This is a genomic window from Trichlorobacter thiogenes, assembly GCF_900167465.1.
In the GTDB taxonomy this organism is placed as follows: Bacteria; Desulfobacterota; Desulfuromonadia; order Geobacterales; family Pseudopelobacteraceae; genus Trichlorobacter; species Trichlorobacter thiogenes.
This window is the reverse complement of sequence record NZ_FUWR01000001.1, coordinates 1-26189: the sequence shown is the minus strand read 5'-3', so window position 1 is coordinate 26189 and position 26189 is coordinate 1. Positions and strand designations below refer to the sequence as shown.

Below are 26189 nucleotides of genomic sequence, written 5' to 3'. Positions count from 1 at the left end.
CAGAGAAATGTATGAGAGACGCAAAGACGCGGAGAAAAGCTTTCAAAAACCTGAGAACGAGAGCAATTATTCAAAAAATCTGCTTTTCCCCTTTTGCTGCCTTTGAATTTCTCTGCGCCTTGGCGCCTCGTCTTTAGCCTCTGCGTTAAAATGGTTTGTTTTTCCTGTCCTTGTTTGTTTACAATGTGACTTGTAAATAAGATTGATAATCAGGTTTGAAGAGGTTTTACCAAATGTCTGATCAAATAGTTGCTGATACCCTGCAGCGAATCGAAGAAGAACTCAAAAAGTGTGTCAAATGCGGTACCTGCCGATCCAACTGCCCTGCCTTTACCGCCTTTCAACGTGAGCCGGCCACGGCCCGTGGCAAGCTGACCCTGGTTCAGCATCTGCTGAAGGATGACATAGATCTGGATGACCAGACCTATCTGGCCATGTCCAAGTGTCTGTTGTGTGGTAGTTGCGTGGATCGTTGCCCCAATGATGTGCCTACCGATGAGATTGTGATTGCTGCCCGTGAGGCACTGGCAAAGAAGCGCGGCCTGACCACCTTCCATGCTGCCGTGGGGCAGGTGATCAAGAGCCGTACCCGGATGAAGCTGGGTGCCAAGGCCGCCTCGCTGTTGGGGCCGTTGTTCTTTAAGAAAGTACCGGAGAACTCAGGTCTGCGTCTGCGTTTTCCGCTACCGTTTGTGGGCAATAAACGTTACATCCCGGCCATTGCCAAGACCACGTTTATGGAGCGTTATCCAGAGGTGATCGAGGGAGAACCGGGTAAACCGCGGGTTATCTTCTTTGTGGGCTGCATGACCAACTTTGCCTACCCACGGGTCGGTGTGGCCACGGTCAAGTTGTTCCAACACCTGGGCTGTACCATTATCATTCCCAAGGATCAGCAGTGTTGCGGCCTGCCCGGCATGTCCGGTGGAGATATCGAGACTGTCCGGGATCTGGCGGAGCGGAACCTGGCAGCCCTGGAGCGTTACGAGGCTGATTATGTGATGAGTGCCTGTGCCACCTGTGGCGGTGCCCTGCACCGGCTCTATCCGCTGGTGGTGGGCAAGCGTAATCCTGAGCTGCGTGAGCGACTTGACCGGTTGGCCGCGAAGACGGTAGATGCTGCCCAGCTGTTGGCCCAACTGGGGCTGAAGCCTGCTGAAACCGGCACCGGTGCAACCGGCAAAATTACCTACCATGATCCCTGTCACCTGCGAACCCGCAAGCTGACTGCCCAACCCCGTGATCTGATCAAGGCTACTCCCGGACTTGAGCTGGTGGAGATGGAAGGGGCGGACCGCTGCTGTGGCCTGGGCGGTACCTTCAATGTCTATCACTACGGATCCTCCATGGAGATCAATGACCTTAAGAGCGAGGCAATCATCGCCACCGGCGCAGATGCCGTAGCCACCGGTTGTCCCGGTTGTATGATGCAGCTGGATGACGGCCTGAAACAACACGGTTCTACTGTAGAGGTGGTCCATACGGTGGAACTACTGGCACGTCAGCTCTTGGGAGAGTAAAAAGCCTGATTTAGTGCTGTTAAAATCGTTACAGTGATACTGTTGTCAACTTTGTTGCGAGTAAAACTATTTTATTGACAATATAACTGGTTTTGTATACAAACGCCGCACCAAAACAGGTTTATATTCCGGTGGATTAGGTGATGAGCAACGAATTCAATATTGGTGCAAAAATCAAAAAACTCCGATTGGCGAAGAAGCTGACCCTCCAGGCCGTTGCTCGGGAGACCGGCTTTTCGCCTGCTCTGATTTCTCAAATCGAAAACAATAATGTTTCCCCACCCATAGCTACCCTTTCCAAGATTGCGCGCTTTTTTGATGTCAAGATTGGCCACTTCTTTGCTGAAGAAGAGGAGGAGTGCCGCTACGAGATCGTGCGTGCCGATGAGCGCAAGATGATGCCGCGTGTCATCTCCCGTGCCGGTACCAGCCAGGGCTACTCGTACGAATCGCTGTCATGGCGCAAACAGAACAAAAAAATGGAGCCGTTCCTGCTTTCTGTCATGGAGAAGGTCTCGGAAGAGAATACCTATAGCCATGATGGCGAAGAGTTCCTGTTTATCATGAAGGGAACCGCCGAATTGGTGCTGGAAGATCAACGCCATGAGCTGGGTGAGGGGGATTGTGTCTACTTTGACTCATCCCTGCGGCATCGCCTGTTATCCAAGGATGGCACCGAAGTGCAGGTGCTGGCGGTGGTTGCCAGGTAGCTGTTTGATTTATTTATTCTGAAGGTTTTGTCCGTATATTACACTGCAGAGGAAGGATGGTTCAGATGTCCAAGAAAGCGATCAAGCCCTCACTGAAGAACCCGTTTGCTCCCCAGGAAACCGTTGAATTCACCATTCCCGGTGAGATTCCTGGCAAAAAGGGCGGCTATGAAGAGGCGATGAAGGAAGGTCATGACCTGATTCAGCGCCCGATCAAGTCGGTCAGCATTGCCCAGATTGAAAAGCAGCATTTCAAGAAGCGGATGACCGTTTGGGAGCGGATCAAGGTATTAACTGAGAAAGAGCCCAATGTCCTGTTCCAGAACTGGGGCAAGAACCTTGACGGCGCCTCGCTGGTTACCGGTATCCTGAATGTAAACGGTCGTGACGTGGCACTGTATGGCCATGACTTTACGGTGCGTGCCGGTTCTATTGATGCCACCAACGGCCGGAAATTGGCCCTGCTGTTTCAGATGGCTGGCGAAAAAGGGATTCCTGTCATCGGCATGAACGACTCTGCCGGTGCCTTTGTTCCTGCCGGTGTGGGTGGTCTGGACGGCTATGCTGAGGCCTTTACCGCCCTGCGCAAGATCAGCGGCGTGGTCCCTTCCATTATGTGTATGTTCGGCTTCAATGCCGGTGGCGGTTCCTATCTGCCCCGTCAGGGCAGCTTTGTGATCCAGCCCAACGACACCTTCTTCGGTCTGGCCGGTCCTGGTGTGGTCAAGTCGGTACTGGGTGAGGATGTTACCCCTGAAGATCTGGGCGGCCCCAAGGTCCACGGTGGATCAGGGGTGGCTGACCTGACCGTTGAGGATGAGGTCGGTGCATTGCGTTCGGCTCTGCAACTGCTTTCCTATGTGCCTGACAACAATAGCGTCATGGCCCGTTTCCAGAAGACCAGCGATCCCCTTGATCGTAAGACCTGGGAGATCAACACACTGCTTAAGAAGGCCTTTAACTCCCCCACCGGTTTCAACACCCCCTTTGATGTCTCAATCATGATCCAGCAGATCTGTGACCATGGTGACTATTTTGAGATGCAACCGGACCGTGCCCGTGAGGCAGTGACCGCCTTTGGTCGTCTGGGGGGCAACGTGGTCGGTTTTGTGGCCAACAACTCTGCCGTGGCTTCCGGCCAGATTTCAGTGGATTCTGCCTATAAGATCGCCCGTTTCAACCGTTTCTGTAACATCTACAATATCCCGATGATCTTTATGGAAGATACCACCGGCTTCCTGCCCGGACGTGAGCAGGAGTCCCGCGGTATTGTCCAGGCTGGCCGAGCCATGCTGGATTCCATCGTTGATATCCGCACCCCCCGCATCCTGCTGATCATCCGGAACGCCTACGGCGGGGCCTATGCCTCCTATAATAACTACCCAACCGGCGCAGATCTAGTTCTGGCGCTGCCTACCACCCGTCTGGCGGTTATGGGGCCGGCCGGTAAAGAGTTTGTCTACAAGGACGAGCTGCGTAAGCTGCGTGGCGCTGTTAAGGATAAGGTCAAGTCAGGGGTCCAGGAGCGGGTTGCAGCCGGTATGGATGCCGGTGAGGCCACCAAGGATGCCGAGAAGGATGTGGCTGACTGGCTGAGGATTGAAGAGGCCGCTCTGAACCTGCGCTATGAAAAAGAGTTGATGAATCCGAAGGAAGGCCTGGCTCTGGGCTCCATCTCATCGCTGGTAATGCCTACCGATCTGCGTAAGGTCCTGGGCGAGAACATGAACTTCCTGCTGCGGCACTATAAGCCCGGTCCGATGCAGGCGATCCAGCGCGAGTTCCATTAATCTGTCACTATTTAACTTATTGATTTTAATTGGAGATATAAGCCCATGCCTCAGACCGACTACTACAAGCATAACCCCCTGATTCACCGGGATCGCCGATTGAGCAAGTCTTCATCCGAGTGGGTCCGTTCCTTTTCCTGCGAAGAGCTGAAGCCGCTGATTGTCTGCCGTGGTCCAATCCGTAAGGAAGCCATGGATGTCTATCAAGAGATGGGGATCAGCCACTACGGCATCCTGCTCTCAGAGAAAGACTCCATTGTCTACCCCAATGCCCTGGCCCCTGAACTGCGCCAGCTGACCGATTCAAACCGCGTACACCGGGTACCTGATTATTCCGGCGCCAGCAAGGAAGAGCGGGTTGAGCGGATCAACCAGATTATCGGCATTGCCAAGGATAACGGCTATGACTCCATCTTTGCCGGCTATGGCTTTATGGCTGAAGATGAAGAGTTTGTGGCTGCCATTGAAAAGGCCGGTCTCAAGTTTATCGGTCCCTGTGCTGCAACCCAGGCCCGGGCCGGTAAAAAGGACGAAGCCAAGCGGACCGCCCTGCTGGTAAATGTTTCGGTAACACCTGGTATTGATAACGTGACTGCCCGTACCCTGGTCAAGAAGCATGACAGCCGCGAAAAGCTGCTGGCGTTGGTCAAGGCAGAAGGGCTGGAGTGCGATGCCAAGATTCTGAAAGATACCAAGCTGCCGCTGGAGACCCTGGCTGACCATATCCTGATGACCTCCTACGCCAAGGGAATTGACCTCTACACCATTGAGGAACTCTGTGCCCAGGTGCAGGCAGAGGTGACAGAGCTGTTCCGCAAGTATCCCCAAAGTCGTTTCAGGATCAAGGCGATTGGTGGTGGCGGTGGTAAAGGTCAACGTATTCTTGGCGCCTCTCTGCTGGGAACCAAGAATGCCGATGAAAAGGCGATTGCCAAGGCTGCTGCAGAGGCCCCTGCCATGGTTCGTGAGGTGCTGCAGGAGGTTAAGGCCAACGGCGTTGGTGATAACAAGAACGTCCTGATCGAACTGAACATTGAGCAGACCCGCCATAACGAGATCCAGCTGCTGGGTAACGGTGACTGGTGTATCTCTCTTGGCGGTCGTGACTGTTCCCTGCAGATGCATGAGCAGAAACTGCTGGAAGTGTCGGTAACCCAGGAAGGTCTGCTGGCCGCCATTGCCAAGGCCAAGGCAGAGAAGAAAAAGGAAGAGGTTGCTGCACTTGAGTCAGATCTGAAGGTGCTGCAGCGGATGGAAGAAGAATCAGCCCGCTTTGGCCAGGCCGTTGGTCTGGACTCCGCCTCCACCTTTGAGTGTATCGTGGACCGTGACCGTCACTATTTCATGGAGGTTAACACCCGGATTCAGGTGGAGCACCGGGTAACCGAGCTCTGCTACTCCCTGAAATTCACCAACCCCAAGGACAAGAACGACTTCTTCATGGTTGAGTCGCTGGTTGAGGCGATGGCCCTGCTGGCACAACATAAGAAAAACCTGCCCAAGCCGGAGCGGGTCGTGCGCTTCAATGCCTCAGTGGAAGCCCGCCTGAACGCCACTGATGCCTCCCTCTCCCCCCATGCCGGTGGTATGATCCGTTACTGGTCCAAGCCGATCAAGGGTGAGGTGCGGGATGATCAGGGGATCAGCATGCTGAACCCTGATACCCATCAGTTCATGAAGTACAAGGTGGCCGGTGCCTATGACTCCAATATCGCCCTGCTGCTGACCAAAGGTGAAGACCGCCTCTGCAGCTACGAGCGTCTGTCTGAGGTGCTGCGCAGCACCACCCTGCGGGGCAGCTCACTGGCCACCAACCTGGAATTCCACTATGGTCTGGTTAACTGGTTTCTGGGCCGCAATGTTATGGCCAAACCAACCACCCGTTTTGTGGTACCGTACCTGACTCTGGTGGGTACCCTGAAGGAAGAGGCCAACAAGCTGGATGTGGTCTACGCCTTCTTCCAGATGAAGAAGCATTATGCCAAGCTGGTAACCGAGCAGTTTGGTGATCAACCAGACGTGCTGGCAAAAGAGCTGAAGAACATGTCAGCCCTGCTGGATCGTAAAGGCACCCTGATCACCCGTCCGATGGAGCGGCTGCTGGATGATCCCCATCTGCTGTCCGGTTGGCTTTCGGTCAATACCAAGAACTTCAAGATTGAGAAGGGCAAGGTAATCTGGCTGCGTAACCCGCTGGGTGTGCTGCGTGACACCTACGACTATCTGCATATGGATTACCGCCCCCATAAGCCGGCTGCAGAGATCATCTGGGATCACGATAATGAGCTGCTCCAGCAAGGGCTTGATTTCTCACGTAAGATCCGTGAACATTTCGGCCTGCACAAGGACGAATATGACAAACTGAACGAGATCCTGCACAAGGATAAGCCGCAAGGTGGTTTTGATCAGGAGATGTGGGACCAGATCCGTTCTGCCCATTACGGCTTTGAGGTTGGCCTTGAGATGCTGGGCATGCTGTTCCTGATCGGCGAAAACACCAAGTTCTGGGATATGAAGGTGTTGGATGACCTGGAAGTGGTGATCCCTGACTATCTGACTGATCTGGACCTGCAGGCCCGGATGAAGAAGATTCTGGTACCACCGCCAGCCACCAAGGCAGACGAGATTGTTGCGGTCTGCGGCGGCATGTACTATGGCCAGGAAGCACCTGGTCTGCCTCCTTTTGTCACCGAAGGGATGCACTTTGAGAAGGATCAGCCGCTCTACATCATCGAAGTCATGAAGATGTTCAACACCATTCGGGCACCGTTCTCCGGTACCATTGACAAGATCATCATGGAAGGTGGCGATGGCACCATTGTCCAGAAGGGCCAGCCGCTGTTCAAGATCACCCCGGATGAGAAGTTTGTTGAGGTGGATGCTGCGGTTATTGAGAAAGAAAAGCGGGAGCGTACCGCTACCTATCTGAAGGCGGTGCTGTAGCGATACCACCCCCTGACCCCCTCCTGATTCAGGCAGGGGAAACGAGCGGAGCGAGTGGGGGTGGCTAGCCTCTACAACAATTCCAACTAAAAGGCTCCAGGTATCGCTATCTGGAGCCTTTACTGCTTACAAGCGAGGTAATCACCATGGCAACATTTGACAAGAAGACGACAGCAGACTGGGAAAAACTGGCTGCCAAAGAGATCAAGAAAGAGACCACTGCCACATTAACCTGGGATACGGCTGAAGGGATTCCGGTCAAGCCGCTCTATACTCAGGCTGATCTGGAAAAGCTGGAAAACATCGATACCATGCCCGGTTTTGCGCCGTTTCTGCGTGGTCCCAAGGCCACCATGTATGCCGGGCGTCCCTGGACCGTACGCCAGTATGCCGGATTCTCAACCGCAGAAGAGTCCAATGCCTTCTACCGCCGCAACCTGGCTGCCGGTCAACAGGGCCTTTCGGTTGCCTTTGACCTGGCAACCCACCGTGGCTATGACTCTGACCACCCCCGCGTAGTTGGCGATGTGGGCAAGGCCGGTGTTGCCATCGACTCGATCCTTGATATGGAGATCCTGTTCAAGGAGATCCCGCTGGCTGATGTCTCGGTCTCCATGACCATGAACGGCGCGGTGCTGCCGATCTTGGCACTCTACATTGTGGCGGCAGAGGAGCAGGGGGTATCCCAGGATAAACTAGCCGGTACGATCCAGAATGACATCCTCAAAGAGTTCATGGTTCGTAACACCTATATCTATCCGCCAACCCCATCAATGAAGATCATTGCTGATATTATTGAATATACCAGCAAGTATATGCCCAAGTTCAATTCCATCTCCATCAGCGGCTACCACATTCAGGAGGCCGGTGCCAACAATGTGCAGGAGCTGGCCTTTACCCTGGCTGACGGAATAGAGTACGTCAAGGCTGCTCTGGCCAAGGGGTTGGAGGTGGATCAGTTTGCACCGCGGCTATCATTCTTCTTTGCCATCGGTATGAACTTCTTTATGGAGATCGCCAAACTGCGGGCAGCCCGTTTCCTCTGGGCTGAACTGATGTCCCAGTTCAATCCCAAGAATCCGCTGTCACTGGCGTTGCGGACCCACTGCCAGACATCAGGCTGGAGCTTGACCGAGCAAGATCCATACAACAACGTGATCCGCACCACCATTGAGGCCATGGCAGCGGTGCTGGGTGGAACCCAATCCCTGCACACCAACGCACTGGACGAGGCGATCGCCCTGCCAACCGAGCATTCTGCCCGTATTGCCCGTAACACCCAGCTGGTGATTCAGGAGGAATCCGGTATCACCAAGGTGGTTGATCCGCTGGCTGGTTCCTATTATGTTGAGTCCCTGACCGCCTCGCTGATCGAGGAAGGGCGCAAGCTGATCGCTGAGATCGACAGTCTGGGCGGTATGACCAAGGCGATTGAGTCCGGTATGCCCAAGCTGAAGATTGAAGAGTCTGCCGCCCGTAAACAGGCCCGGATTGATATTGGCAGTGAAGTGATCGTTGGGGTTAACAAGTACAAGCTGGCAAAAGAAAATCCGATTGAGACCCTGGATATTGACAACACCGCCGTGCGGGAGGCCCAGATCGCCCGCCTGAAGAAGCTGCGGGCAGAGCGCAATGAGTCTGACTGTCAGGCAGCCCTGCAGGCCATTACTGCAGTTGCAGAATCCGGCCAGGGCAACTTGCTGGAGGCCTGTGTGGATGCAGCCCGCAAGCGGGCCTCGGTGGGTGAGATGTCTGATGCCATGGAAAAGATCTTTGGCCGTCACAAGGCAGAGATCAAGCTGGTTTCGGGGGTATACGGCAAAGTGTTTGAACAGAGCGAAGAGTTTAGTGCCCTAAAGAAAGATGTTGATGACTTTGCAGAAGGCGAAGGTCGCCGTCCCCGGATTCTGATTGCCAAAATGGGGCAGGATGGACACGACCGTGGCGCCAAGGTGATTGCCACCGCCTTTGCCGATGTCGGCTTTGATGTGGATATGGGGCCCCTGTTCCAGACTCCGGAAGAAACCGCCAAGATGGCGGTTGAAAACGATGTCCACGTAATCGGCGTCTCCAGTCTGGCTGCCGGTCACAAGACCCTGGTGCCGCAACTGGTGGCAGAGCTGAAAAAGCTTGATGCCGCTGATATTGTTGTGGTCTGCGGCGGGGTTATCCCGCGTCAGGATTACGAAGAACTGTACGCTGCCGGTGCAGCCTGCATCTTTGGACCGGGCACGCCGATCACCAAATCGGCCCGCGAGACCCTGGAAGCGATTAAAAAGGCAAAGTAAACAATTTATATGGAGTTGCACACACTCGCCGATAACATCCGAAAAGGGAACATCCGTGCCATGGGCAAGGGGATTACCCTGATCGAAAGCAAGAAACCTGAGCATGCCCAAAAGGCTGCACAGCTACTTGACATCCTGCTGCCCCATACCGGAAACAGTTTACGGGTTGGCATTACCGGTGTGCCGGGGGTTGGCAAGTCTACCTTTATTGAGGCCTTTGGCAGCTACCTGACCGCACAGGGGCATAAGGTTGCGGTACTGGCGGTTGATCCATCATCACAGATTACCGGTGGCAGTATCCTGGGTGACAAGACCCGGATGGAAGAACTGTCCCGTGACCCCAATGCCTTTATCCGCCCATCTCCAGCCGGTGACACCCTGGGGGGCGTTGCCCGGCGGACCCGTGAGACCATGCTGCTTTGCGAGGCCGCCGGATACAATATCATTATTGTAGAAACCGTCGGGGTGGGGCAGTCTGAAACCACCGTGGCATCCATGGTAGACTTCTTCATGCTGCTACAATTGGCCACCGCCGGTGATGAACTGCAAGGGATCAAAAAAGGGGTGATGGAGCTGGCCGATGCCATCATCATCAACAAGTCTGATATTGACCAACAAAAGACGGCACTTGCCCGGCAGCAGTATGAAAACGCCCTACATATCCTGCGGCCCAAAAGTAGCAACTGGATTGTGCCGGTACTCACCGTCAGCGCACTGCGCAACGAAGGGGTGTCGGCAGTCTGGGAGATGCTGGACAGCTTCCGTACTACCATGCAGCAATCAGGAGAGTTTGACGAGGCCCGTAAACACCAGTCAGTGGATTGGATGTGGGCTTTGTTGATGGATGACCTGAAGGGGCTGTTTCTTAATCACAAGGATGTGAAGGGGATCTTCCCGCAATTGCAGGAAGCAGTATCACAAGGGATTACCACTCCGTCTGCAGCGTCCAGGCGTCTGCTGGATGTTTTTAGGCGGTAAGATGGATTTGTTAACAACGTAGGTACGGAGATTCTTTTAAACCTTAACGCAGAGCGGCAAGAGGAGCAAAGGCGCAGCAAATATTGATTTTATTCTGTACCAACTCTGCGTCCCTGCTACTCTGCACCTCTGCGTTAAAGATTATACGATTTTTACAATACGGATCTGAGCAGTAAGTGAGAGGTGCTAAAATGCTACAAAAAATTAACCATATCGGCATAGCCGTGCAATCTTTGGATGCTACTCTGCCGTTTTATCGCGATGCGCTTGGCATGGCCTTCAAGGGCGAAGAAGAAGTTGCCGAACAGAAGGTAAAGGTTGCCATGCTGCAGGTTGGTGAGTCCAAGATTGAGCTGCTGGAGCCTACCAGCCCGGATAGCCCCATAGCCAAGTTCCTGGAAAAGAACGGCCCCGGCATCCATCATGTTGCCTATGAGGTGGAGGATATTGAGGCTGCAATTGCCCATATGTTGGTACAGGGGGCACGGATGATTGATGAGACACCACGTAACGGTGCCCATGGAACCAGGATAGCTTTTGTGCATCCTAAAAGCAGTAACGGGGTTCTGACTGAGCTGTGCCAAAGCGGGCATTAACAAGGGCTTGAGAGAAGTAGATGAGAGTAATTACAGATTTAGGCTTGACAGCTGTTATATTTATTGTATTATTCCCGGCAATTAGTAGAACATATAAGTAGTTGAATATTAAGATAATGATTGTAAGTTGCTTTAATTGCTCATAAATTTATATGAAGGGTGGTGAGACTCCCAAGCAATCAAAAAAGTAGTTTATCGGAAGAAATTTCATTTTATTAGGCAGTACATACACCACATGAAGGAGGAAAGTTTCATGACTAAGTTTCAAAAGCAGATGTTAACCATCGCCGCAGCCGGTGCCCTGACCGCCGTAACTGCCCTTCCTGCAATGGCCTTTGAGAACGAGTTCCACGGGATGTATACCTTTAAGACCTATTTCTCAAACTTTGACAAGGGTGATGGAGCAGCAATTAACCCAGCTACCGTTTTCTCTAATGATGGCCCAGTGAGTGTTATTAGTAACTTTAACAAACAACGTAAAGTAAACAACTACATGGATCAGCGGGCACGGATTCAGTACATTGCCAAGGCCAGTGATGACCTGAAGATGGTTACCCAGTTTGAGATGAACACTCGCTTCGGTGGTGTTACTACCAATGCATACGCAAACAAGTCTGACGGTGGTACGCTTGATACCGATGGTACCAACATCTGGACCAAGCATCTGTATCTTGACTTCAACGTTGGCAAGAACTTCAATACCAAAGTCGGTCTGATGCCGTACAAAGATACCATCAAAGGTCTCTTGATTGACGCAGATGTTCCTGCCATCTACACAACCACTAAGCTGGGTGCCTATTCCTTGGGTCTGGGCTTCAGCCGTTTTGATGAGAATGAGCAAAAAGCTACGACAACAACCCGTCTCGGTGACCAGGCAGCAGATCTGTTCATCATGGACAACACCTATGCTGTCAATAAAGATACTAAGGTTGCGCTGTCCTACTACCTTTTGGCAAACTACAAAAATGTTGCTGCTGCTGCTGCTACCGCAACGGCTGCTTCTGTTTCGGCACGTGACAGAATCATCATTCACACCCTTGGTCTTTCCGGCCAAACTAAAATGGGTGGTCTGAATCTAAGCGGTTTTGCTGCAATGCAGGCCGGTTATAGCGCAGCAGGTACTGTTGCTTCTGCTGGGAAAAAGACTAATTATCATGGCTATGCTGCTAACGTGGCAGCAGACATGAAGATGGGCTCAAGCAAGCTGAAGACCGCCCTGCTGTATGCTTCCGGTAATAACAACACTGCTCCTGATGCACAGAACCGTGGCTGGGTTACCTCCGGCGTAAACAGCTACAATGAGAGCGGCATGATGATTGTTGCCCGTAACACCTCCATGGGCGGTACCGGTACTGATAACGCCATCCGTAAGCCGGTTAGCAACATTGCTCTGGCTACGTTTGGTGTTGATGCAGACATTACTGAAAAATTCTTTACTAACGCAAACGTAGGCTTTGCATGGGCGCCAGCATCTCAGGCTGAGCAGCACATTGATTTGGCACAGGCAATTGCAGGTGCTGGTTCTAGAAATAACAATAGCGACTTCATGGGTACAGAAATGAACATGGAAGTTGGCTACAAGTTGTACAAGAACCTGACCCTGAAGGCTCAGGCAGCTTATATGGTGCTTGGTGGTTACTACAAGAATTCTGCATGTAATGATGCTGCATCAACTGCAGCAACGTGTGTTTCTGCCACCACACCGCAGAACCCATACACCATGCGTCTGCAGGCTTCATACACATTCTAGTCTAACTTGGATTAGATGGTTGAAAACGGCACAGGAAACTGTGCCGTTTTTTTATGTGAAGTCTGTAGGTGGTGCTGCGTAAAGGCTTTGTTTTGACAGGTCTCTGCCAATATGACATACTCTGTGCGCTTTGAAGGTTGCAATGACTTGGAGGAAGTATGAAAAAACTACTGGTGCTACTTGTTGTTTTATTAACTGCTGTGCCCTGCTTTGCTGCTGCGCCATTACGGGTCTATGTGGGTGAGATGAACGCCGTAGGTGCTGCTGCCAAAGATGAAACAAAAGTTGCTGTACAGTCTTTGTTGGCATCGCGGCTTTCCAGTGACAAATTGCTTTCAGTGGCAACTGCTGCCGAGGCTGAGGTGGTGGTAAATGGTACTTACATAAGCATCGGCAAGCAGTATAATATTGATGCGGTTGTCAAGACCACAGGTGGTCAGACGGTGACGAGGACCTTTGTTAGTGGTGACGGTGGTCAGGATGCTCTGTTTGCGGCAGCAGCAAGCTTGGCTCAGAAGCTGATAACTGATCTTGAGGCTAAGCTGTCAGCAAACGGTATTCCTCGTATAGCTCAGGTCGTAGCTGTGCCGTTGACAACAGTGCCGGTACGTCAGCATGGCGGCGATATTGTTCGTGCTGCTATGCCTGGCGATCAAGGGGATCTACAGCGAGCTCCACAAGGCGACATCGTTAGGCCGCAGGCTTTTTATCGTGGGGCGCCTAACAAGGGTGAGATCAAGCGGCTGGACGGTATGTATAATCTGCTGGCAATGGGAGAAATGAAAGCAGACGGTAAGCGATTATTGTTTATGGCCCAGAACCAATCTGTGGCTGCACTCTACGAGGGAGAAGGTCGCCCATTCACAGGATTCAGCTTGGATGGCAGCAAGAGAATTGTCGGGCTCGATTATATTGATGCGGACGCAAATGGAGCGCCGGAACTATATGTAACCATTATGAATGGTGGGGAGCTGTCGTCAGAGGCCTGGGCGCTAAAAAATAATAAGTTAGTGAAGATTGCTGAAGGTCTTCCCTATTTTTTTAGGGCTATTGCGCTCGCTGGCGGCCCTCTAAAGCTGTATGCGCAGGAACAGGGACGTGGAGACGATCAGTTCTACGGTGATGTGTTTGAAGTGGTGTGGCAGGGTAAGAAGATCATTAAGAAGAATAAAATCTCAATGCCTCGTTACGGTAATGTTTATAGTTTTAACCAGTTTAAACATCCCAGCGGAGAACTACTGACAGTCGTATACCATGAGAATAACTACCTGATCGTCTACGACAAGGAACATAAAGAACTCTGGCGGAGCAATGATGCCTTTGGTGGTTCTGAGCTTTATTATCAGGTAGAAGATCTGGACCGTGTCAGAACATATGGGGATAAATATCGGTGGTTCTTTATGAATCAGCGTATCCAGGTTACCTCAAAACAAGAAGTATTGGTTGGAAAGAATGATGGTTTTTGGGTGCTGGGCAATGCCCGTATGTACAAGCGCGGGGCAGTTTACAGTCTGTACTGGAATGGCGCTGCTCTGGAAGAGGTCTGGCGTACCAAAGATACACAGAATTACATGCCTGATTTTTGGTTTGATGAGGGCAAGAGTGAGCTGCTTTTGCTTCAGTTGACCCAGCGTGAAGATGTACTAATGCGTAGCAAGGGCGCGACAGCACTGCAGATTAAGAAGGTTGAATAGTCGTTTTGTAAATTGATATACATACAGGCGGCCTGGGAAACCATGCCGCCTTTGTTTTGACACCTGTCGGGGGATATGGCATACTCCTCCGGCTTTTGTGCGTCTGTGCTTACAGAAAAGAAGGTAGAGTCAATTGATCGCTAAACAAATAGATACCAGCCTGCCCCGTGGCGTGGCTGATTACCTGCCGGGCCGTGCTGCCCGCTTGTCGGAGCTTGAACAGCAGGTTCTGAGGGTTGCCGCTGCCTGGGGGTTCCAGCAGGTTTTGCCGCCCGCACTTGAGTTTGAGGATGTGCTGGCAATTGGTATGGGTGAGGGGTTACGGGCCCGAACCTTCCGCTTTGACGACTGGCAGACCGGTCGATTGCTGGCCATACCACCAGACAGCACCCCGCAGATTGCGCGGATTGTTGCCACTCGTCTGAAAGATCAACCGCTACCGCACCGGATCAGTTATGCCGGACGGGTGCTGCGTCACGCAGAGCTGCAGAGTGGTCGTAGTCGTGAGATCATGCAGGCCGGTGTTGAGCTTATCGGTCTTGATTCGCCTGAGGCAGATGCCGAGATGGTGGCCATGGCGGTTGAGGTGATGACAACTGCCAAATTGCGCGATTTTAAGGTGGATCTGGGGCAGGTTGCCTTTTGCCAGGGGGTCTTTGAGGCTTCAGGCCTTGTTGGCGAGCCGTTGCGGGCTATTCAGCAGGCGGTTGCGTTAAAGGATGTTTCTTCGGTGGAGATGTTGCTTGGTCGTTATCCCGTGTCTGAGTCGTCTCGTTCAGAGCTGATGGCGTTGCCGAGATTGTTTGGTGGCTGTGAGGTGCTTAAAGAGGCTGCGCGAATTGTTCGGAATGAGCGTTCAAGGCAGGCCTTGCAGAATATTGTTGAGGTAGTTGAAATTTTGGCTCTCCACGGTGTGAGTGACTGCTTGACCATCGACCTGGGAGAAACCCGAGGCCTTGATTACCATACCGGTCTGACCTTTGAAGGTTTTGTGCCGGGGATTGGTGATGCTCTGTTCAGTGGTGGGCGCTATGATGACCTGATCGGCCGTTACGGTTTTGATGCCCCTGCGACCGGTTTTACCTGTAGCCTCTTCAGCTTGATGCAGGCGCTTGAGCTTCAGGGCGAGGTGCAGCACGAACAGCGTGATCTGCTGATCTTTAACGCAGCTGATGATCGGCGCGAGGCGCTTGAGCTGTCCCGTGAACTCCGGCAGCGCGGCTATGCTGTGGCTCGAGATATCATCAAACGGGATCTTGATTCATCACTCAGCTACGCTGCTCAATCCGGCATACGGGCTGTGCTGGTAATTGGTGGCAGTGTGCAAGAGCAGGGACAGTACAGGCTGATACAGTCAGTAGGCCGCACAGAGCAAAATATAACGCGTGAACAGCTTTGGCAGCAGTTTTTGCCACGAAGCTGAAACAATCAGGAGTACATGACAATGGCAAACGTGGTAGTGGTAGGCGCCCAGTGGGGCGATGAAGGCAAGGGCAAGGTTGTTGATATCTATACCGAGTATGCAGACGAGATTGTCCGCTACCAGGGCGGCAACAATGCCGGACATACGTTGGTGGTTGGTGATGAGAAGGTGGTGTTGCACCTGATCCCTTCCGGTGTGCTGCATGCTGGCAAGCGTTGCGTGATCGGTAATGGCGTGGTGCTTGATCCTGAAGTGTTTATTATGGAGGTCAACCGTCTGAAGGCGGCTGGTCGCCTTGAAGATGACAGCACTCTGCTGCTCTCTGAATCGTTGCATATCATTATGCCGTACCATAAGGCGATTGATATTGCCCGTGAAGCCAAGAGTGGTGACAAGAAGATCGGCACCACCGGTCGTGGTATCGGCCCTTGCTACGAAGACAAGATTGGCCGTCGCGGTGTCCGGTTGATGGATTTGATTGATCCGGTGGCGTTTAGTCGCAAGCTGCGTGAAAACCTTGACGAGAAAAATGCCATTCTTGAGCGGCTTGGCGAAGAAGCGCTGAACTATAATGAGATCTATCGTACCTATCAGGACTTTGCTGAGATCCTGAAGAAGTATATGGCTGATACTTCACTGGTGCTGTCAAAGTCGGTTGCTGCCGGTAAGAAGCTGCTGTTTGAAGGTGCCCAGGGTACGCTGCTTGATGTTGATCATGGTACCTATCCCTTTGTTACCTCGTCTTCAACCTGCGCTGGTGGAGCTGCAACCGGTACCGGTGTTTCCCCCCGTGAGATCCACGAGGTTGTCGGTATCTCCAAGGCCTATGTGACCCGTGTCGGTAGCGGGCCGTTTCCTACAGAGCTGCTGGAGGAAACCGGCGAGAAACTGCGTCAGGTGGGCGGCGAGTTTGGTGCCACCACCGGTCGTCCCCGTCGGTGCGGCTGGTTTGACGCCATGGTGATTCGGTATGCCGTGCGCATCAATGGTCTGACCGGTATTGCATTGACCAAGCTGGACGTGCTGAGCGATTTTGAGACCATTAAAGTCTGTACCGGCTATACCTTTGAGGGGCAGGCGCTTGAAACCCTCCCTGCGAAGCTTGAGACCTTTGAAAATTGTGTGCCGGTCTACGAAGAGCTGCCAGGCTGGAATACTGATATTACCGGTGTGCGGTCATTTGATCAACTGCCTGATAATGCAAAGAAATATGTCAAGCGCTTGGAAGAGCTGGCTGGTTGTCCGATCGTGATGGTCTCGGTTGGTCCACGTCGTGATCAGACCATGATGTTAAAAAATCCGTTTGGTGAATAAAAAGCATTGACATCGCCGATCGATCTGTTGTAAATAGAGATTCCTTGAGCCGCTAGCTCAGTTGGTAGAGCACCTGACTTTTAATCAGGTGGTCGCCGGTTCGACCCCGGCGCGGCTCACCATCATGCGTCCCCATCGTCTAGCCCGGCCCAGGACACCGCCCTTTCACGGCGGCGACGCCGGTTCAAATCCGGCTGGGGACGCCAATTAAAATCCCGGACATTGTCCGGTTTGAGCACAGAAGCCCACGAGCAATCGTGGGCTTTTCTGTTTGTGTGACAATAAAAAAGTCCCCGCCAGAGGCGAGGACTTTGTCCAAGAAATATTAGGGAGGCCTTTACGCCTCCCTTTACTGTTTCAGGATGCCAGATATTCTTTGATTTTGCTGGCCAGTGTCTTGTAGATCCGTTCAGTCTCGGCAGGATCACGTTCCAGCAGGGTAACCCGAAAGCCCTGGAGGCTGGTGGCAAAGGATGAAAGTGGTACCGTGCAGATGCCGGTGGCTGCCAGGGTGTAATAGACAAAACGTTTGTCTGGAGACACGCCAGGCTGGTTAACCAGCGATTCAACCAGATTGCGTACTTCGTCATTTGCAATAGGAAGGCTTTGGCTGCTGTTCAAAACCCCTTCCTTGAAGGCTACAGCCATGTAAAAGGCACCGTTGGTACGGTTGACCAGCAGCCCAGGCACGTCCTTAAGGAAGTTGTAGGTGATGTTGCTGGATTTTTCGTAGAGGCTGATCCGTTCCTTTAGGTAGACCTGATACTGGGGATGCTGCATGATGGCCGGGATAACGGTCTGCGGCAGGGTGGTTGAGCAGACCTCGTTCATCTTGCTGGTCAGGATCAAATTGATATACTTGCGGAACTGCTCATCTGACTGACCATTGTAGACCTCAATCCAGCCGCAGCGTGAGCCGGGCCAGGGGAACTCCTTGGAGATCCCCTTCAGCGAAATGGCCGGCACATCGCCAATCACGTCACTGATCGGAACCGTTTTTTCTCCGTTATAGACGACGTTATTATAGACTTCGTCAGAGATGATAAACAGACCGAACTCTTTGGCTATGGCAACGATCTGCTGCAGGGTCTCTTTGCTGTAGACCATGCCGGTGGGGTTGTCCGGGTTGATGATCATGATGGCGCAGACCGATGGGTTGTTCTGGACCTGACTGCGCAGCTCTGCAAGATCCGGGCGCCAGCCGTTTTCCGGGTCAAGACGGAAATGTACCGATGGGGCATTGGCGTGTCCGACTTCACCCAGGGTATGGGTAGTGTAGGAAGGAGACGGCATCAGGACGCGGGCATCAGGGGTCAGGCAGCCGTAAATTTTGGCTATGGCATCACCCAGGCCGTTGAAGAAGATGATGTCTTCAGGGGTAATCTGTGCGCCACCACGCTGGTTGGTGGTTTCACAGATAAACTCACGGGTCTTCAGAACGCCACGGGTGTGGCAATAGCCCCAGGTCTCGTTGTCCATCACCGCTGACGAGACAATCTCTTTCATCCAGCCAGGGATCTGCTCCCCTTTGACAATCGGGTCACCGATGTTTTCCCAATTGATGGTGACGCCGCACTTCTGAAGTTTCTCGGCAACATTGACAATGTTTCTGATTTCATAGGTCAGTTCACCGGTTCCGGCCGGTACAAGCTGCACACGCATGATTTAGCTCCTCCAGTATCTAAATTGACGACTAATAATAAAAAACAGCCGCAGGCTGCATGCCTACGGCTGTTCAGTAACGGTTGTGTCGAAACGATCAGCGGGCAGCAGAGATCTCCGCGGCTGCGTCTGCCGCGGCGGTGATAGCTCGTGCTGCTGCATTGATAGTAGTTAAAGAATACATAGACTGCTCTCTTAACATGTGCAGTAACGGGCCGTCAACGGATTATTTGGGCAAAGAAGACTCAAAACCGACCAGCAGGCGTCCATCGGCGTCGCGCCATCTGATCCAGCCTGCGCTGGTCTGATCAAGTAGTACGTAGGCCCAGTCGCCCTGTGCCATAATCACCTTCATCGGCTGTTTGGTTGTTGTTGGTACCCCTTTGCTGACACCGGGGCGGGCGACAACCTGAATCTGATTTTTGGGGCTGTTGCGGAGAAACAAAATCAGCTTGCCTTTCAGGTACTGCTCCCAGGGGGTGTAGCTCCAGCGGCGCTCCTGCATGATCCAGCCGGTTCTGCCAGCATCGTCATGCTCCACCTCAAGCCATTCGCCTTTACGGGCTGTCACCAGCAAGGATGGTGGCTGGTCATTGCCAAACAGCCAGCTGTTGAGATGGGTGATGGCAGATGCCTCAACCTTGCAACAGCGGGCGACGCCAGGATCGCCATAGAGCTGAAGTGCGTCGGTAACACCAACAGAGGAGATCTGCAATACACCGATACCACTGTAGGGGCGCATTTTAGGGGCGGCCTGACTCGTGGTGCTTAAAAACAGCAGGAAGGTAATTAGTGTGAGTTGAAAAGCGCGCATAACTGTTGCAGGTAGGCAGGTGAGGCAGGGTCTGTGTCCAGTGGCGCCCAGGGAGCGACCTCTGCTTCAGAAAACGGGATATAGGGGCCTGCCTTTGCTTCAAAGAAAATGGTGCCCGGTGACAGGCTGACAGCCGTATGAAAGACACCATGGGGAATAGTGATAACGGCCTGATCTGAGCCTGCAATCAGCAGGGCTTTCTCGGATACCGCACCGTTAGCGTCAAAACAGATCACCCCCAGCTGGCCACGCAACAAGACAAAGCTCTCATCCTTTTCAGGATCAAGGTGACAGTGGGGGCGAATATACGAGCCAGGCTCAATAGCATTCAGCAGACGATGGCAGGCGGATTCGTTGGCCGGATGAAAATTGTGGTTCATCCGCAGGCGGGGCGATGCCTTGGCCTTTTCAGTCAACTGATTCAGCAGCTGGCTATCTACGGTGATCATTTGGGCATTTCCACCAATGCAAACTGATTGCCGTCAGGATCAGCCACCACCGCCATCTTTCCCCAGGGGGATTCTTCCAGAGGTTCAATAAAGGTTGCACCGCCACCCTTTAGGCGATCACAGAGCTTATCAATCCCTTTTACGTTAAGCGAGATGCCGGTATAGCGCCCCACCAGGGCCCGGGCATCATCCTGCAGCGCCAAGGCGATCCCCAGGGTGGTGCCGGAGCCGGGAAAAAACTCCATCATCATCTGGCTTTCACCAGCCAGGGGCAGACCCAGCAGATCAGCATAAAAGGTCTTGGCCTTTTGCAGGTCAGTCACAAACAGTACAATATTTTTCATGGAAACGGACATGGTCGCTTACCTCTGTGAAAGTCTGTGTACGCAGTCAACCATAAATTTGGCATTTTCTGGCGGTACGGTGGGCAGAATGCCGTGGCCCAGGTTAAAGATATGGCCGGGGCGTCCCCCGTTTTCATCCAGCACCCGCTTGACTTCCTGTTCAATGACGGCATGGGGGGCATAGAGTGTGGTTGGATCAAGGTTGCCCTGTACCGCCATCTCCGGCCCCAGAATATCGCGGGCAGCGCCAAGGTTAATGTGCCAATCCAGACCCATCACATCACCGCCAGCCTTTTGTACAACAGGCAGCATGGTGCCGGAACCTTTCACAAAATGGATGACCGGAGTCTCCTTGCGGTTCAGTCCGTTGATAAGCTTGGTGGTATAGGGCAGGACATATTTTTCATAATCGGTTGGTGAGAGTACCCCGCCCCAGGTATCAAAGATCTGGATCGCCTGGGCACCGGCCTTGATCTGGGCATTCAGGTATTCCATATCCATCATGGTCACCTTTTCCATCAGGGCGGCATAGACCTCTGGCGCGGCATACATCATCCGCTTGATGGTGGCCCAGTCCTTGGAGCCTTTGCCTTCCACCATGTAGCAGGCCAGGGTGAAGGGAGCCCCGCCAAAACCGATCAGCGGCACCTTGCCGGCCAGTTCCTTGCGCAGGATCTTGATCGCTTGTAGCACATAGGGAACGTCGCTTTCAGGATCTGGAATGCGGAGTTTCTCTACATCAGCCATGGTGCGAACCGGATTTTCAAAGACCGGACCCGGCACAAAGTCCAGCTTCAGCCCCATCGGCTCAACCGGAGTCAGGATGTCGGAGAACAGGATGGCTGCATCCACCCCCAGAATATCCACCGGCTGGATGGTAACTTCCGCAGCCAGTTCAGGGGTTTTGCACAGCTCAAGAAAGCTGCAGCGGGAACGGACAGCCATATACTCAGGCAGATAACGGCCAGCCTGACGCATCAGCCAGACCGGAGTGCGGTCCACCGGCTTGCCCCAACAGGCATCTAGAAAACGATTGTTCATGGTATATACCTCGCAGATCTGGAAACGGCGGCACTATAGCATTATCGGCCCTGTTCGTGCCACAAAAAAGCCGTCAGACATACCTGTGCAGAGTGTTACGACTGATTGACTTTCTCTGGCTGTCGTTTATAGTTTTCGACTATGCCTGAACCTCACAAAACATTGATAGCCTGCCATGAATGTGATCTGCTGCTGCGTGAAATCCCTTTGCCGCAAGGGAAGGCGGCCTGCTGTTGTTGTTGCGGAGCAACACTGTATCGCAATCTTCCAGACAGCATTAACCGCAGCCTGGCGTTGACGGTGGCTGCTTCCATCCTGTACCTGATTGCCAACAGCTTTCCCATTCTGGGGATCAACCTGCAGGGTAACGGCAATGCGGTCACCCTGTTGCAGGCGGTACATGACCTCTGGAATCAGGATATGCCGCTGGTCTCCAGCCTTACCTTTATAACCGCTATTTTGGTGCCGGCCCTGGAGCTGTGCTTGATGCTCTATCTGCTGTTGCCGTTGTACCGTGGACATCTGCTGCCAGGAACCAGCCAGGTCATGCGGTTGTTACAGACCATCAAACCGTGGGGGATGGTTGAGGTATTCATGCTGGGGATCCTGGTTTCGCTGGTCAAGCTGGTGCAGGATTTCAAGATTATACCGGGGGTGGCGCTCTGGTCATTTGGTGGCTTAACCCTGCTGCTGGCGGCGCTGGCCTCTTCGTTTAATCCACGGGATGTCTGGATGCATCTGGACCTGAAACAACGCCGGGAGGGGCTGTAGATGGCATGGCCCGGCCGGTCAGCGGCAGGCCAGGGGTTCTGCGCCTGCCATGTCTGTGGTCTGGTTTCCAGGCTTGAGCAGGGTGATCTGGCGGCCCGCTGCCCTCGCTGCAATACGCGGCTCCATTTCCGCAGACCAGACAGCCTGCACCGTTGCTGGGCGTTTCTGATCGCAGCATACATTCTCTACATTCCGGCAAACCTGATGATCATGATGGAAACCGGCACCCTGGTAAGTTACCGCAAGGATACCATTCTCAGTGGTGTGATTCACCTCTGGCATAACGGTAACCCCGGTATTGCTGTGATAGTCTTTGTTGCCAGTATCCTGGTGCCGCTCTTTAAGCTGGTGGTATTAACCCTGTTACTTGTCTCAGTCCGCCGAGGTTCAACCTGGGGGATTAAACACCGGATTCTGCTCTACCGGATTGTGGAGCTGGTGGGCCGCTGGTCCATGCTGGATATTTTTGTGGTAACGCTGCTGGCAGCCCTGGTGCAGATCCAGTCCTTTGCTACGGTCAGGGCAGGTACCGGAGCCATCGCCTTTGGTGCGGTGGTGGTGCTGACCATGTTTGCAGCCATGGAGTTTGACCCGCGTTTGATGTGGGACCCGCTGAGAAAAGAGAGAGAATTATGAGTGAAACAGACTCTAAGCAAGAAGCTGCACAACCGGCTGATATTCCCGATGCCATTATTGATCGACGTCGCCGAAGTTCAGCACAGCTGATCTGGCTGATACCGATCGTTGCATTGATCGTCGGCCTTTCACTGGCAGTCAAGGCGTATGTCGAAAAAGGTCCGGTCATTACCATCAGCTTCAAGAGTGGTGAGGGGATCGAGGCGGGTAAGACCAAGATCAAGTACAAGGATGTCCAGATCGGCCTGGTCAGATCAATCACCATTGCCAAGGATCGTTCCAGTGTTCTGGTTACTGCAGATCTGGCCAAGGAGGCGGCTGATTTCCTCAAGTCTGATACCCGTTTCTGGGTGGTGCGCCCACGGATTACCGGCAGCAGTGTTTCAGGTCTGGGGACTCTGACCGCGGGGGCCTATATCGGTATGGATGCGGGTAAGTCAAAGGAGGATAAAACCGCCTTTACCGGCCTTGAAGCCCCGCCGGTGGTTACCATGGATATGCCGGGCCGCCAGTTTGTGCTGCATGCAACTGACATTGGATCACTTTCTGTGGGGTCGCCGATATTTTTCAGGCATCTGCAGGTGGGGGAAGTGGTCTCTTCTGATCTGGAGAAAGATGGTGAGACGGTCACGCTGCGGGTCTTTGTACAGGCCCCCTACGATAAATTTGTCAGAAACAGCACCCTTTTCTGGCATGCCAGTGGTATTGACTTCAAGCTGGACGCCAATGGCATGACGGTTAATACCGAATCACTGCTTTCAATTGTGATGGGGGGGATCGCCTTCCAGACCCCCGATGACTTTGATGAGGCGCCCCAGGCAGAGCAGGGCAGGAACTTTACCCTGTTCAGCAATAAGGAAGAGGCGTTAAAACGCCCGGATAATATTGTTGAAAACTATATCCTGGTGTTCAAAGAGTCAGTTCGTGGCCTGACGATTGGCGCCCCGGTGGATCTGCGTGGCATCACGGTGGGAGAGGTTGCCAAAATCAAGGCTGAACTGGACCCGGCAAGTAAGAATGTAACCATGGTGGTCCAGATCCGGTTCTACCCAGAACGGCTCAAGCCCCGTTCCTCTTCTTCCACTGATCAGAAATCGCTCGCAGACTCGCATAAACTGCTGGATGCCATGGTAAAAAAAGGCTTCCGGGCGCAGCTTAAAAGTGGCAGCCTGCTCACCGGCCAGCTCTATGTGGCCCTGGATTTCTTTCCTGAAGCAGCCCCGGCCAGAATCAACTGGGGCAGAAATCCTGCCGTACTGCCTACCATTAGCGGCAATATGGCGCAGTTCCAGACTTCGTTGATGAAGATAGTACAAAAGCTTGAGAAGATGCCGCTTGAAGAACTGACCGGTGATGCACGCAAAACCGTACAGTCGCTGGATGTCACCCTGAAGAGTGCTGATAAACTGCTGAAGAATATTGATACAACGGTGGTGCCGGAAACGCGGCTGATGATGGAGGATGTCCGCAAGACCCTGGACGGTGCCAATAAGGCCCTGGCAGAGGTCAAACAGACCATGTCGGCTGATGCGCCGCTGCAGGTTGACCTGCGTGACACCCTGCGTGAACTGGGGCGGGCAGCCCAGTCGTTACGGGTACTGGGTGAGTATCTGGAGCGTAACCCTGAAGCTCTGCTCCGTGGCAAGAAGGAGGATCTGCGATGAGTGTCAAACCCCTGCTTACCGCCATGATGTGCGGCCTGTCCGGCTTGTTTCTGCTGGGCGGATGCGGTAGATCACCCCAGACTACCTTTTATACCCTGACACCGTTGGTGGCAGAGGCGACGACCCCCAGGGGGGCAAGTCCCAGCATCGCCATTGCATCAGTAACATTGCCAGAGCTGGTGGACCGGCCCCAGTTGGTGGTGCCGGATGCAGGCACACGGGTTGCCATCCTTGAAACCCAGCGTTGGGCAGAACCGTTAAAGTCGGCACTACCACGGCTGTTGGCAGAAAATATTTCCCGCTTGATGAACAGTGACCGTGTCTCAGCCTACCCTCAACATGCGGCAAACAGTGCAGAGTATCGGCTGTTTGTGGATATTCAGCGTTTTGAACAGGCGGGTAACGCGGTTGTGGTTGATGCGCTCTGGGAGATTCGCAGCGCAAAAGGTGCCAAGCCGGTAACAGGCCGCTCAAAGCTGGTTGAACCGGTTGCTGCTGCTGATTATGAAGCTGTAGTGGCTGGCTACAGCCGGGCAGTTGCAACCCTGTCCAAAGAAGTGGTCCAATCCCTACGCAGCCTACAAACAAAAGAATGAGAGCGTCCCTATGCAGTTGATTGGCCAGTATCACCATCTTAAAATTGCCAGAATTACTCCGTCAGGTGCCTTTTTAACCTCTGATGAGGGAGATATCCTGCTGCCGGGCAAGTTTATTCCTGAAGGCGCAAAGATCGGAACCGAGCTGGAGGTGTTTGTCTATCTTGATTCAGAGGATCGGCCGGTGGCAACGGTCCAGAGGCCGTTTGCGGTGGTGGGTGAGTTTGCCCTCCTAAAGGTAAAGGTCACCAACGCCAAGGTCGGTTCCTTCCTGGATTGGGGCCTGGACAAAGACCTGCTGCTGCCGTTTAGCGAGCAGCTTGCTCCGGTCAAAAAAGGTGAGCAGGTGCTGGTCAGGGTTTATCAGGACAGCAGTGGCAGGATTGCCGCCACAGCCAGGCTGGACCGGTTTCTGAAGCCTGCAGATAGCTCTCTGTCTGAAGGGGATGCCGTTGATCTGTTCATCTATGCCTACACCGATCTGGGGGCCAAGGTGGTGGTTAATGGTCGCTACGTCGGGATGCTGTTTAGCAGTGAACTGTATGGCAAACCAAAGGCAGGGGAGCAGCTGCGGGGTTATGTAAAAAAGATTCGGGACGGCGGCAAGATTGATATCACCCTGCGCAGGGGAGGCGCCCAGGAGGCCCGCTCTGATAGGGGTCTGGTGCTGGCTGCACTGAATAGTGCTGTAGACGGCTTTCTGCCCTTAAACGATAAAAGCAGCCCGGAATCCATCTCTGAACTGCTGAAGTTAAGCAAAAAGAGCTTCAAAAAAGCGGTGGGCGGGCTGTACCGCGAAGGTCTGATCAATATGGCAGAGGATGGTATCAGGCTAAAAAATTAAACCGCAAAACAACAGTTGGCCACAGAGTGCACAGAGCAACTGTGTTCTCTGTCAAGTAGTAACATTTAGTTAGCCATAGCTGGCTTCCACTTTTGACTGGTTTTAATCATGGCGTTTAAAATGGTCAGTAGCTTTCTCATGCATGCTACTATCGCTACTTTTGGCACTTTGCCAGCCTCTTTCAGTCGCTTATGGAATGCCTTGATAACCGGGTTGAAACGTGTTGCCGCAAGAGTGGCCATGTAAAGTACGCTTCGTATATCGGCTCTGCCACCACTGATACAGCGTTTGCCTCTGAAGTGTCCGCTATCTCGGTTATAGGGGCAGACACCGACAAGTGCGCTGATTTTTTTACGGTTCAG

The 26189-nt window shown here is 53.1% G+C and carries 22 protein-coding genes and 2 tRNA genes; 18 read left to right on the top strand and 6 right to left on the bottom strand.

Annotated elements, in window-relative coordinates; genetic code table 11:
* Positions 1-233 precede the first annotated feature (233 nt).
* From B5D39_RS00115 to B5D39_RS00055, 13 genes are all read left to right on the top strand, one after another.
* Positions 234-1520: a (Fe-S)-binding protein gene (locus B5D39_RS00115; protein WP_078788349.1), complete on the top strand. Its 1287-nt coding sequence runs from the start codon at positions 234-236 to the stop codon at positions 1518-1520.
* Between the two features lie 143 nt (positions 1521-1663).
* Positions 1664-2230 (top strand): helix-turn-helix domain-containing protein, encoded by a 567-nt coding sequence (locus tag B5D39_RS00110; protein ID WP_078788348.1) that lies wholly within the window; start codon positions 1664-1666, stop codon positions 2228-2230.
* Between the two features lie 65 nt (positions 2231-2295).
* Positions 2296-4020, top strand: coding sequence for a carboxyl transferase domain-containing protein (locus B5D39_RS00105; RefSeq protein WP_078788347.1), 1725 nt, complete (start codon positions 2296-2298; stop codon positions 4018-4020).
* Positions 4021-4065: 45 nt separating this feature from the next.
* Complete coding sequence (locus tag B5D39_RS00100) at positions 4066-6963, top strand: ATP-binding protein (RefSeq protein ID WP_078788346.1); 2898 nt, start codon at positions 4066-4068, stop codon at positions 6961-6963.
* 146 nt (positions 6964-7109) lie between these two features.
* Positions 7110-9251: a methylmalonyl-CoA mutase gene (gene scpA, locus B5D39_RS00095; protein ID WP_078788345.1), complete on the top strand. Its 2142-nt coding sequence runs from the start codon at positions 7110-7112 to the stop codon at positions 9249-9251.
* Positions 9252-9260: 9 nt separating this feature from the next.
* A complete protein-coding gene (meaB, locus tag B5D39_RS00090; RefSeq protein WP_078788344.1) occupies positions 9261-10229 on the top strand; it encodes a methylmalonyl Co-A mutase-associated GTPase MeaB in 969 nt (322 codons plus the stop codon).
* 191 nt (positions 10230-10420) lie between these two features.
* A complete protein-coding gene (gene mce, locus B5D39_RS00085; protein WP_078788343.1) occupies positions 10421-10825 on the top strand; it encodes a methylmalonyl-CoA epimerase in 405 nt (134 codons plus the stop codon).
* Positions 10826-11078: 253 nt separating this feature from the next.
* A complete protein-coding gene (locus B5D39_RS00080) occupies positions 11079-12575 on the top strand; it encodes a hypothetical protein (protein ID WP_078788342.1) in 1497 nt (498 codons plus the stop codon).
* A gap of 158 nt (positions 12576-12733) precedes the next feature.
* Positions 12734-14269 (top strand): hypothetical protein, encoded by a 1536-nt coding sequence (locus tag B5D39_RS00075; RefSeq protein WP_078788341.1) that lies wholly within the window; start codon positions 12734-12736, stop codon positions 14267-14269.
* A gap of 133 nt (positions 14270-14402) precedes the next feature.
* Positions 14403-15692 (top strand): ATP phosphoribosyltransferase regulatory subunit, encoded by a 1290-nt coding sequence (locus tag B5D39_RS00070; RefSeq protein ID WP_078788340.1) that lies wholly within the window; start codon positions 14403-14405, stop codon positions 15690-15692.
* A 21-nt stretch (positions 15693-15713) separates the two neighbouring features.
* Complete coding sequence (locus B5D39_RS00065) at positions 15714-17006, top strand: adenylosuccinate synthase (protein WP_078788339.1); 1293 nt, start codon at positions 15714-15716, stop codon at positions 17004-17006.
* Positions 17007-17052: 46 nt separating this feature from the next.
* Positions 17053-17128, top strand: a tRNA-Lys gene (locus B5D39_RS00060).
* Positions 17129-17134: 6 nt separating this feature from the next.
* Positions 17135-17212, top strand: a tRNA-Glu gene (locus B5D39_RS00055).
* A gap of 151 nt (positions 17213-17363) precedes the next feature.
* Here the strand turns inward: B5D39_RS00055 and B5D39_RS00050 are convergent.
* From B5D39_RS00050 to hemE, 5 genes are all read right to left on the bottom strand, one after another.
* The gene (locus B5D39_RS00050; RefSeq protein ID WP_078788338.1) at positions 17364-18668 is read right to left on the bottom strand and encodes a pyridoxal phosphate-dependent aminotransferase; all 1305 of its coding nucleotides are present in this window, start codon (positions 18666-18668) and stop codon (positions 17364-17366) included.
* 226 nt (positions 18669-18894) lie between these two features.
* Positions 18895-19482, bottom strand: a complete 588-nt coding sequence (locus B5D39_RS00045; RefSeq protein WP_139366629.1) for an SH3 domain-containing protein — start codon at positions 19480-19482, stop codon at positions 18895-18897.
* The gene (locus B5D39_RS00040; protein WP_078788336.1) at positions 19458-19931 is read right to left on the bottom strand and encodes a WbuC family cupin fold metalloprotein; all 474 of its coding nucleotides are present in this window, start codon (positions 19929-19931) and stop codon (positions 19458-19460) included. Before B5D39_RS00040 ends, B5D39_RS00045 begins: the two co-directional genes overlap by 25 nt.
* A complete protein-coding gene (locus B5D39_RS00035; protein WP_078788335.1) occupies positions 19928-20287 on the bottom strand; it encodes a VOC family protein in 360 nt (119 codons plus the stop codon). Before B5D39_RS00035 ends, B5D39_RS00040 begins: the two co-directional genes overlap by 4 nt.
* A gap of 6 nt (positions 20288-20293) precedes the next feature.
* Positions 20294-21316 (bottom strand): uroporphyrinogen decarboxylase, encoded by a 1023-nt coding sequence (gene hemE, locus B5D39_RS00030; RefSeq protein WP_078788334.1) that lies wholly within the window; start codon positions 21314-21316, stop codon positions 20294-20296.
* A 141-nt stretch (positions 21317-21457) separates the two neighbouring features.
* Here hemE and B5D39_RS17175 point away from each other — a divergent pair, with 141 nt between their 5' ends.
* Genes B5D39_RS17175 through B5D39_RS00010 form a run of 5 tightly spaced genes read left to right on the top strand, consistent with a single transcriptional unit; the run spans position 21458 to position 25827 of the window.
* Entirely contained in the window at positions 21458-22087 is a 630-nt protein-coding gene (locus B5D39_RS17175) for a paraquat-inducible protein A (protein WP_208610527.1), read from the top strand.
* Positions 22088-22723 (top strand): paraquat-inducible protein A, encoded by a 636-nt coding sequence (locus B5D39_RS17170; protein ID WP_208610526.1) that lies wholly within the window; start codon positions 22088-22090, stop codon positions 22721-22723.
* The gene (locus B5D39_RS00020; RefSeq protein WP_078788333.1) at positions 22720-24387 is read left to right on the top strand and encodes a PqiB family protein; all 1668 of its coding nucleotides are present in this window, start codon (positions 22720-22722) and stop codon (positions 24385-24387) included. The genes B5D39_RS17170 and B5D39_RS00020 overlap by 4 nt, the downstream gene beginning before the upstream one ends.
* A complete protein-coding gene (locus B5D39_RS00015; RefSeq protein WP_078788332.1) occupies positions 24384-24983 on the top strand; it encodes a PqiC family protein in 600 nt (199 codons plus the stop codon). Before B5D39_RS00020 ends, B5D39_RS00015 begins: the two co-directional genes overlap by 4 nt.
* Positions 24984-24993: 10 nt before the next feature.
* Positions 24994-25827: a CvfB family protein gene (locus B5D39_RS00010; protein WP_078788331.1), complete on the top strand. Its 834-nt coding sequence runs from the start codon at positions 24994-24996 to the stop codon at positions 25825-25827.
* A gap of 65 nt (positions 25828-25892) precedes the next feature.
* Here the strand turns inward: B5D39_RS00010 and B5D39_RS00005 are convergent.
* Positions 25893-26189, bottom strand: a 297-nt coding sequence (locus B5D39_RS00005; protein WP_139366628.1) for a transposase, incomplete at its 5' end; no start/stop codon positions are given.

Bases quoted from the DNA above. Each gene is read 5' to 3' on its own strand.
- B5D39_RS00040 (WP_078788336.1), bottom strand. From the start codon at position 19,931: ATGATCACCGTAGATAGCCAGCTGCTGAATCAGTTGACTGAAAAGGCC.
- B5D39_RS00020 (WP_078788333.1), top strand. From the start codon at position 22,720: ATGAGTGAAACAGACTCTAAGCAAGAAGCTGCACAACCGGCTGATATT.
- scpA (WP_078788345.1), top strand. From the start codon at position 7,110: ATGGCAACATTTGACAAGAAGACGACAGCAGACTGGGAAAAACTGGCT.
- mce (WP_078788343.1), top strand. From the start codon at position 10,421: ATGCTACAAAAAATTAACCATATCGGCATAGCCGTGCAATCTTTGGAT.
- hemE (WP_078788334.1), bottom strand. From the start codon at position 21,316: ATGAACAATCGTTTTCTAGATGCCTGTTGGGGCAAGCCGGTGGACCGC.
- B5D39_RS00065 (WP_078788339.1), top strand. From the start codon at position 15,714: ATGGCAAACGTGGTAGTGGTAGGCGCCCAGTGGGGCGATGAAGGCAAG.
- B5D39_RS00035 (WP_078788335.1), bottom strand. From the start codon at position 20,287: ATGTCCGTTTCCATGAAAAATATTGTACTGTTTGTGACTGACCTGCAA.
- B5D39_RS00110 (WP_078788348.1), top strand. From the start codon at position 1,664: ATGAGCAACGAATTCAATATTGGTGCAAAAATCAAAAAACTCCGATTG.
- B5D39_RS00015 (WP_078788332.1), top strand. From the start codon at position 24,384: ATGAGTGTCAAACCCCTGCTTACCGCCATGATGTGCGGCCTGTCCGGC.
- meaB (WP_078788344.1), top strand. From the start codon at position 9,261: ATGGAGTTGCACACACTCGCCGATAACATCCGAAAAGGGAACATCCGT.
- B5D39_RS00010 (WP_078788331.1), top strand. From the start codon at position 24,994: ATGCAGTTGATTGGCCAGTATCACCATCTTAAAATTGCCAGAATTACT.
- B5D39_RS00080 (WP_078788342.1), top strand. From the start codon at position 11,079: ATGACTAAGTTTCAAAAGCAGATGTTAACCATCGCCGCAGCCGGTGCC.
- B5D39_RS00075 (WP_078788341.1), top strand. From the start codon at position 12,734: ATGAAAAAACTACTGGTGCTACTTGTTGTTTTATTAACTGCTGTGCCC.
- B5D39_RS00050 (WP_078788338.1), bottom strand. From the start codon at position 18,668: ATGCGTGTGCAGCTTGTACCGGCCGGAACCGGTGAACTGACCTATGAA.
- B5D39_RS17170 (WP_208610526.1), top strand. From the start codon at position 22,088: ATGGCATGGCCCGGCCGGTCAGCGGCAGGCCAGGGGTTCTGCGCCTGC.
- B5D39_RS00100 (WP_078788346.1), top strand. From the start codon at position 4,066: ATGCCTCAGACCGACTACTACAAGCATAACCCCCTGATTCACCGGGAT.
- B5D39_RS17175 (WP_208610527.1), top strand. From the start codon at position 21,458: ATGCCTGAACCTCACAAAACATTGATAGCCTGCCATGAATGTGATCTG.
- B5D39_RS00115 (WP_078788349.1), top strand. From the start codon at position 234: ATGTCTGATCAAATAGTTGCTGATACCCTGCAGCGAATCGAAGAAGAA.
- B5D39_RS00105 (WP_078788347.1), top strand. From the start codon at position 2,296: ATGTCCAAGAAAGCGATCAAGCCCTCACTGAAGAACCCGTTTGCTCCC.
- B5D39_RS00045 (WP_139366629.1), bottom strand. From the start codon at position 19,482: ATGCGCGCTTTTCAACTCACACTAATTACCTTCCTGCTGTTTTTAAGC.